The following is a 7,495-nucleotide window of genomic DNA, read 5'->3' as shown; positions in this document are numbered from 1 at the left end:
CGATCTAAAAACTACTAAGCCATAACTTAGTAGTTCCTTATCCTCATTTTCGAGGGTTTCAATGGTGGAGATGATCCAAATCGAACCCCTATAGCACTATTTTATTATAATAATCACACCTCAAAAATTCCAAACTGTCAAAAATCTAAGCTTATTACTTTAATAACTTATAAATTCTAAACTATCTAAATCAGAAAAGAGCTTTTAATGTGTTTACACCAAAGTGCACAACCATCCAAGCTCTTTTCATAATTATATATTCTTAATATTTATTTACCCTTCAACAGACATAGGATTGTAATTCTTTCTTGGAATTACACGCAATACAATACTTTCTGGATCAATCTGTAATTCAATTTTGTCACTCTTTAGTTCAGGAATTTCTCCAACAGTTAAAACAGTCCCTACCTTCATTCTATCAGCATCAATAGTTATAGTATCAATCATATCTTCAGGTAGAGAAGCATATGGGATTTCAAGATGTATTTTTTCTAGTATCCCTGCTACTTTATCATCATTGATAATAATTATATGAATTAAGCTGTTAACCTTTTCATCTTCAGTTAAAGCTTGAAAACTGATGTGTAAAATTTCATTGTTAACTGGATTCAATGATTTTTCCTTAATTTGTACTGGTATTGTTTTCCCATCGATATTCATCATCACCTTACTACCTTCACGTTTTAGGCGAATCAATTTGCGTGCAACGACTTCTTCCATTTGAATAGATATTGATTCTGGCAAAAAGCTACCAAACACATCTCCAGGAACCATCCCGAGTCGTCTCATTTTTTTTGCCTTTACATTAAAATCACGTTTTTGAACATTAATAGTTTCCATTTTGTTTCCTCCTAATTGTTTTATAATATATGCTTAATTGCAGCGTCTTGCGTTGCAAAGAAACAGGCCATAGAAATGATGCTTTTATTGCTGATAGTCACAGCTTACCTACAATTTTCTTTATATAGTGCATTATTACTTTACATAACTTATAATTTTACTTTTTTACTACTCAAATGTATTACTAATACTTTAGTGTAAATGTTTTCAACAAGCGTAAGCGTATCATAATTTCCTAATATGTAAAAAAGAAGAGCTTTTATACAACGCAATAAGCGCAATACCAAAAGCCCTTCTTTAAAGACGGTTCTTTTTTTTATTAAAAATTTTATTTTTAATTTACAGTTAAGTATAGTGTATAGTACTTCCCCTTAAAAAGCAAGGGGGCATTTTCCCTTTTGTCTACCCTTGTTCGAAAATATGTATAAACTATCAGGTCATATTATAATTAAATAACATGTTTCACACAATTTTCTTAACACACATAATTGTATTTAAAAAAAAATTAAAAGAACATTATTATTATTATTTGAAAAAAATGTAAAAATATATTATCCTAATTTAGGGTCTTATCTCTATAATATAAAAGACAAAGTATATTATTAAAAACAATTGGAGGAGTAAATGTACAAAAAATCAATAACACTAATATTAGCAATAGCCGCACTTATATTATTAATAGGTTGCTCAAAACAACCACAAAAAGAAACACCTAAGGAAGAAAAAACAAAAGTAGAAAAAATAGTTAAAAAGGGAGACAAATTAGAAGAAAACTTAAATGAAAAATACATACATATAGTAGAAAATCAAAATGACACAGGAACAATTTACTATTTTAAAAACAATGAAATAATATTATTATACGGATATCATGCAGACTCATATAAAATAGAAGATAGAAAATCAGATAATAATCTAATATATAACCTTTCATCTAAAGAATTTGGAAATCCAAACAATACAATAAATTCTTTTTTACATTTAAGTCAAAATGAAGATGAAACCCTAAACATGATGTGGAATTGTGAAAATGGCAATTGTTTTGAGAAGAATAATCTAAAGTTATTGACTGCTGAAGAATGTGTACAGTCAATAGTATCATCATATCCATCATACAAACATGATAGAAATTGGGAAGAATTTGGATTAACACAGGAGCTATTCAACCAAGCATATGATGAAATACAGGAAGAGGAATTATCTAAGCAAATAACTGAAGAAGAAGCACTTGAACTGTGCAAAGAAAAGGTGAAAGATGTTTGGGATGCAGATTCTTTGACTTTGGGTACAGACGATTCTGGACTAGACAAAGTTATAGAACTTAATGGACATAAATATTATGGCATCTACTATATAAACGATGGTATGGCAGGAGATTTCAGATTTTGTGTAAATGCTTCAACAGGAGAAGTATTTTTCCAAAGCTCGGCTGATTTGCAGTCTTTAACAGCTATAGATGAATATTTACAAGAATTTAATTAAAATCTGTTAAAATTTTATTTCATAAAATAAAAAAGCTTTTCATAATAACATAAAATTATTATGGAAAGCTTTTTTATGGGTTGCTTAATTTTTATTTATTTGTTCTTGTGTTGCTGTTTCAATACAGAATTTAGAGTATTTAACCAGACCTATTGGAACTGCTATTATACCAATTATAATATCTAATAGAACTCCTATATTTTTTATGCTTCTAAAACAACCCTTGATGTCTTCATTTTTATCTTTTTCTAATCATAGGTATTTAGCAAGTTTAATTGTTAAATATCTACCACCTATTAAAACAACAAATGGTAGGAATACTATTGATACTATAAATATAAATATATATTTAATCCATTTTGACAATATTTTATTCTCCTTTAATATTTTTATTTAAAGCAATTAACTTTGCTTATATCATCTGGTTTCTAAGGAGTAAATTATACATTCCGTTATTGTAATAAATGTACAAGATATAACTACAATGTATATAATTTCGAATCCTACATAATTGTTTTTCTCTATGTATCTGTAATACTCATTCCAATAGCTTAATATTACACATTCACTTAATTTAATAAAATCTTTTACATTAATCTTTCTTAATATTTATTACTGAATTAAATAAGTTATCTAAGCAGATTTTGTCACTAATTTGATTTATTTGTAATATACTATTATATCCTAGCATTGTATACTGGGATATAATAATCAAAATAATAAAACATGTCATCAAATAGTTGTGATAAAGATGATTGCACAAAATGTTGCTGTACTGGACCAACTGGAACTACTGTTAACGCTATTAATACTTCTTTATCAATTTCAGTAACACCGCAAACAAGGATATTACTAGTTTATTCTGTTACTACATCTGGATTAAGTTTAGCAACTGCTGTTGCTGGTTATGCCAGCACTGGAATAACTATCAATTAACTTCCATAAGTATATTATGAGGAGGTCTATATGATAAGCATAAGTCTTTGTATGATAGTAAAAGATGAAGAGTTAGTAATAGGAAGATGCCTTGATTCTGTAAAAGATTTAGTAGATGAAATTATTATAGTAGATACAGGTTCAACAGATAAAACTAAAGATATAGCAATGATGTACACTGATAATCTTTATGATTTTGAATGGATAAATGATTTTTCAGCTGCTAGAAATTTTTCCTTCTCCAAAGCAAGAAAAGACTATATTTTATGGCTTGATGCGGATGATATATTATTAAATGAAGATAAAATAAAATTTCAACAATTAAAAGAAACTCTTGATAATAAAATTGATATGGTAATTATGAAATATAATGTTACCTTTGATAAAAATAACAAACCCTCATTTTCATATAATCGAGAAAGATTACTAAAAAGGACCATGGGTTATTTATGGTGTGGCCAAGTGCATGAAGCCATAGCTCACTCTGGAAATATTCTTTATTCTGATGTAGCCATAAGTCATAAAAAAATTAAGGCTACTCCTTTAGATAGAAATCTAAAAATTTATGAAACCATGATTTTAAATGGAAAGAAATTAGACCCACGAGAAGAGTTTTATTATGCTCGTGAATTGATGGATAACAATAGATTAGATGATGCTATTGAAAAATTTACTCTATTTATCGACTCTCCTGAAGGATGAATAGAAAATAAAATTAGTGCGTGTAAAAATTTAGCTGAATGTTTTTTTAGACAAAATAAAAATATAGCTGGACTAAAAGCATTACTAAGAAGTTTTCAATTTGATGAACCAAGAGCAGAAATATGCTGCGATATAGGCTACTATTTCTTTGTATTAGAAGAATACTCAAAATCCATATTTTGGTATAAACTAGCTCTTACACGAAATCTAGATCCTACCTCTGGTGCCTTTCAGCTAATAGACTGCTATGATTATATACCTTGCATGCAACTATGTGTATGCTACGATAAAATTGGCGATAAACAAAAAGCTTATGAATATAATGAAAAAGCTGGTTTAGTTAAACCATATGATGAAAGCTATTTGTATAACAAAGATTATTTTAATAATTATTTTAATGCTGAAAAATCTTAGATTTAAAATATAATTTTGACAAAAGAAAAGCTGTCAAAATAAATGAGCTATTGTAAATATCCCATTTACAATAGCTCTTTTTTTCTAATTTTTTATTTTTCTTAATTAAAGAAATTGTATTTAGGTTAAACTATACACTCTACTAAGCCTAGATTACAATTGAATAAAATTTATCGTATACTTATAACATAAGTCAGATCGAGAAATAAGGCATAGAAATGTTAAATAAGAATTTCAAAAAAATAGATTTAAACAATTGGGATAGATCTCAATGCTTTTATTACTTTACAAAGATGATAATACCATGGCTAAAACTGAAATTCACCCACAAAATAACTTTATGATAGGTATGTTACCATGGATATAGTTTAATAGTTATACTCCCGTTCCATTTGCACCAATGACTACTTCCTCTCCTATACTTCAAGGTGGTAAGTTCTTTAGTTCTTCATTAAATCATCACAAAAAGCTGCCACATCACTACCAGTAACTTCTAGCACTTCTTTACTTAAGGCTGCTCCCTCTTCAAAAAAATCAACAATTCCTAAAAGTAAGTCCATACTATCTTTTGCTTCAACAGTCCCCACTTTAAAAATATATTTTTGAATTTCTTTATAAACTATTTGATAATCTTTTGGTAGAGCTTTAACACGAGCCATATGTGCTTTCCACTCTTTCTTCTCTTCTATGATTTCTTTTATATTCATCTTATACTCCTATTTACCTAATTTTTTAGCTATATTATTATTTAGCTGCTTGCGCCACTTGTCACGGAAAGAGTTTGATCCTTCTTCTCCTACTAATTCTGCACAAAAACTTTTTATATCATTACCTAAAGCATCTTTCACATTCTGCCCATTTTCCACCCATTCTTCCAGCATATCAAGAACACTATTTAAAATCGGCATAAGATTTCGACCTGTAAAATCTCCATACATAAAAAGATTAGTATTTATTTCATCCCATGCATTTTGATAATCAGCTGGTAGTTTGCTTACTCTCAATTCAAAAGCTTTAAATTCTTTAGTCATATCACTTCCTGTGGTTTTTTCCCAAAAATTCATTATTCCATCTCCTTTAATTTATTAATTCTTGTAGAAACAAATTCCCATTTTGCCCAAAACTTCTTTAGCTCTTCACGTCCTGCATCATTAAGAGTAAAAAACTTTCTTGGAGGTCCCATATCAGATGGCCTTTTTGTATTTTCAACTAATTTATTTTTTTCAAGCCTTACTAATATTGTATAAACTGTTCCATCTACAACATCAGTAAATCCTAAGGCATTAAGTTTTTTTGTAATTTCATATCCATATGTTTCTTCATGACTAATTATCTCAAGAACACAACCTTCCAATACACCTTTTAACATTTCTGTAATATTTTCTATTTTAATCACCTCTTTACTATGTAGTAATACTGGTATTTAGTATTACTTACTACCACTATATAGTATCACTAGATAGCAGTGATGTCAATGCTGATATATAATTAAAAAAAGAAGTGCAATCAATACACTTCTTTAACTAAAAATCACAACCATATAATTTATATTAAAATTAAGAACCACTTATAGAGCTTAATTTCTATGACAATTCTATTATTGCATTTATCTTGTCTTCACTTTTTGCTGTAATAATATGCTTATTGCCCTGCTCTTCATAATAACAAACAACCTTTTCACCATAGAGTATTTCTTTTTTGTATACTATTCTTATATTATCAAAAACCTTATTCTTATAAACATCCTCTGGTAAAATTTCATATGCCATATCTAAGTAATTTAAATTATGCATATGTTCATTTATATCAATGTCCCTTCTTTGAATATAATAGTCCTTTTTAAAAAGATAATTTTCACATTCAATATCTTCTATTTGTTCTGGAAACACACTTTTATCTGTTTCTGATTCATATAAATCTGCAATATCTGCTGTAAGCTTCACTGGTCTTTTCCTATCTGTATCAATCAATATCCATCTAGATGTTCCAATTGCAATAATATTGCCTTCTTTGTCCTTAAGCTGAAAATCACGATATGCATATAGCCTCTCTACTTTTCTTGACCATGTTTCTGCTTTTATATCATCATTATATTTAGGTCTTTTTATGACCTTCATCTTCCAATCCAAAAGTATCCATACTCTCTTTTTAGTTTCTATATCTAAAACTCCATAGCCTACAGATGCACTATGAAGCCCTGCTACGTCTTCCATTATTGCAAGAAGTGCTTTATTAGTTGCTTCATTTTTTATTCCTATATCTTCTAAACCAATTTTATAGTTGTTGCAGTATATCATAAGTATTTACCTTTCTGTTTAATATAATTATTTTTAGCTTAATACCTTTATTTTTAAATTATTTTAAATATAACCACTTACTAATATAGTTAATCTTACTTACAAATTATAATATTTATATTATGGGATATACAACCTTAAATTCTTCACAAACCACAAGCATATTTTCTGTAAACTCTTCACCAATTTCTTTTAGTTCCATAGAGAAAACTTCAGAATGACATTTTCTCCAAGATGCTAACGTACGATCAAACTCCCCTTCTTTCCATGCATGTTGCTCATTTACTTGGTTGAATGGTATTGTATATACTTTTATTGTTTCTGTGATGCAAACAGCTTCCCCTTTTGTATTTAATATTAAATTATATCCTCTAACTGGTGGCAATGGAGCCTTTTCAAAAACATAACAAGGATACGCACTAGATGTTGCAGTTTTTATTCCCTTAAGTACTAAATCAGCCAAAATATCTGGCATTTCAGGTGTATTTCCACCAAATTGCCAGGCATCATATTTTTCTGCAGTTTTATTAATTTTATTATATTTATTCCACATTTCTATTTCAGTCATTTTATTTTCCCCTCCCATTTTATATAACACTACCAATAACCCCCTATTTTTCTATAATGTTATAGATATAGTTCTTACTTTGCAACATTTAAACACTAAAATGAGTATAAACTATATTTAAATTTGAGATGCGTAATAAAAGGAAAGGATTATTTGAAAGGTCTACATATTTTAAAATTGTTTGTTTATAATTAAATAATAAGTAAAAATATTAAAAAGATTACAGTAGCTAAAATCATAATAAAAGAAAGTATCA

Annotated in this window: 10 protein-coding genes; 4 read left to right on the top strand and 6 right to left on the bottom strand. The window is 28.2% G+C overall.

Going from position 1 to position 7,495, the window contains the following annotated elements; all coding sequences use genetic code 11:
- Positions 1 to 273: 273 nt before the first annotated feature.
- Positions 274 to 840 carry a 5S rRNA E-loop-binding protein gene (locus tag NSA58_RS12840; protein ID WP_039681309.1) on the bottom strand — a complete coding sequence of 189 codons (567 nt, stop codon included), beginning with the start codon at positions 838 to 840 and terminating at the stop codon, positions 274 to 276.
- 624 nt (positions 841 to 1,464) lie between these two features.
- On the opposite strand from NSA58_RS12840, the gene NSA58_RS12835 reads away from it, so the two are divergent.
- The 4 genes from NSA58_RS12835 to NSA58_RS20750 all read left to right on the top strand — a co-directional run bounded on the left by NSA58_RS12835 (position 1,465) and on the right by NSA58_RS20750 (position 4,374).
- The gene (locus tag NSA58_RS12835; RefSeq protein WP_257560530.1) at positions 1,465 to 2,322 is read left to right on the top strand and encodes a hypothetical protein; all 858 of its coding nucleotides are present in this window, start codon (positions 1,465 to 1,467) and stop codon (positions 2,320 to 2,322) included.
- A 726-nt stretch (positions 2,323 to 3,048) separates the two neighbouring features.
- Positions 3,049 to 3,258: a hypothetical protein gene (locus NSA58_RS12830; RefSeq protein WP_074078906.1), complete on the top strand. Its 210-nt coding sequence runs from the start codon at positions 3,049 to 3,051 to the stop codon at positions 3,256 to 3,258.
- A 30-nt stretch (positions 3,259 to 3,288) separates the two neighbouring features.
- On the top strand, positions 3,289 to 3,960 hold the full coding sequence (locus NSA58_RS20755) for a glycosyltransferase family 2 protein (RefSeq protein ID WP_316712566.1): 672 nt from the start codon (positions 3,289 to 3,291) through the stop codon (positions 3,958 to 3,960).
- A gap of 264 nt (positions 3,961 to 4,224) precedes the next feature.
- Positions 4,225 to 4,374 (top strand): hypothetical protein, encoded by a 150-nt coding sequence (locus NSA58_RS20750; RefSeq protein WP_316712565.1) that lies wholly within the window; start codon positions 4,225 to 4,227, stop codon positions 4,372 to 4,374.
- 440 nt (positions 4,375 to 4,814) lie between these two features.
- Here NSA58_RS20750 and NSA58_RS12820 read toward each other — a convergent pair whose 3' ends face one another.
- The 5 genes from NSA58_RS12820 to NSA58_RS12800 all read right to left on the bottom strand — a co-directional run bounded on the left by NSA58_RS12820 (position 4,815) and on the right by NSA58_RS12800 (position 7,239).
- A complete protein-coding gene (locus NSA58_RS12820) occupies positions 4,815 to 5,081 on the bottom strand; it encodes a DUF1048 domain-containing protein (protein ID WP_257560529.1) in 267 nt (88 codons plus the stop codon).
- Positions 5,082 to 5,090: 9 nt separating this feature from the next.
- Positions 5,091 to 5,438 carry a DUF1048 domain-containing protein gene (locus NSA58_RS12815; RefSeq protein ID WP_257560528.1) on the bottom strand — a complete coding sequence of 116 codons (348 nt, stop codon included), beginning with the start codon at positions 5,436 to 5,438 and terminating at the stop codon, positions 5,091 to 5,093.
- Positions 5,438 to 5,770, bottom strand: coding sequence for a PadR family transcriptional regulator (locus tag NSA58_RS12810; protein WP_330652573.1), 333 nt, complete (start codon positions 5,768 to 5,770; stop codon positions 5,438 to 5,440). Before NSA58_RS12810 ends, NSA58_RS12815 begins: the two co-directional genes overlap by 1 nt.
- Positions 5,771 to 5,957: 187 nt before the next feature.
- Positions 5,958 to 6,671, bottom strand: a complete 714-nt coding sequence (locus NSA58_RS12805) for an acyl-[acyl-carrier-protein] thioesterase (RefSeq protein ID WP_074078904.1) — start codon at positions 6,669 to 6,671, stop codon at positions 5,958 to 5,960.
- A 115-nt stretch (positions 6,672 to 6,786) separates the two neighbouring features.
- The gene (locus NSA58_RS12800; RefSeq protein WP_257560527.1) at positions 6,787 to 7,239 is read right to left on the bottom strand and encodes an ASCH domain-containing protein; all 453 of its coding nucleotides are present in this window, start codon (positions 7,237 to 7,239) and stop codon (positions 6,787 to 6,789) included.
- Positions 7,240 to 7,495 lie beyond the last annotated feature (256 nt).

The sequence above is a fragment of the Terrisporobacter muris genome (assembly GCF_024621905.1).
In the GTDB taxonomy this organism is placed as follows: domain Bacteria; phylum Bacillota; class Clostridia; order Peptostreptococcales; family Peptostreptococcaceae; genus Terrisporobacter; species Terrisporobacter muris.
Note: the sequence above shows the minus strand (reverse complement) of the source record. Positions and strands in the feature narration are given on the sequence as shown.

Bases quoted from the DNA above. Each gene is read 5' to 3' on its own strand.
- NSA58_RS12840 (WP_039681309.1), bottom strand. From the start codon at position 840: ATGGAAACTATTAATGTTCAAAAACGTGATTTTAATGTAAAGGCAAAA.
- NSA58_RS12835 (WP_257560530.1), top strand. From the start codon at position 1,465: ATGTACAAAAAATCAATAACACTAATATTAGCAATAGCCGCACTTATA.
- NSA58_RS12830 (WP_074078906.1), top strand. From the start codon at position 3,049: ATGTCATCAAATAGTTGTGATAAAGATGATTGCACAAAATGTTGCTGT.
- NSA58_RS20755 (WP_316712566.1), top strand. From the start codon at position 3,289: ATGATAAGCATAAGTCTTTGTATGATAGTAAAAGATGAAGAGTTAGTA.
- NSA58_RS20750 (WP_316712565.1), top strand. From the start codon at position 4,225: ATGCAACTATGTGTATGCTACGATAAAATTGGCGATAAACAAAAAGCT.
- NSA58_RS12820 (WP_257560529.1), bottom strand. From the start codon at position 5,081: ATGAATATAAAAGAAATCATAGAAGAGAAGAAAGAGTGGAAAGCACAT.
- NSA58_RS12815 (WP_257560528.1), bottom strand. From the start codon at position 5,438: ATGAATTTTTGGGAAAAAACCACAGGAAGTGATATGACTAAAGAATTT.
- NSA58_RS12805 (WP_074078904.1), bottom strand. From the start codon at position 6,671: ATGATATACTGCAACAACTATAAAATTGGTTTAGAAGATATAGGAATA.
- NSA58_RS12800 (WP_257560527.1), bottom strand. From the start codon at position 7,239: ATGACTGAAATAGAAATGTGGAATAAATATAATAAAATTAATAAAACT.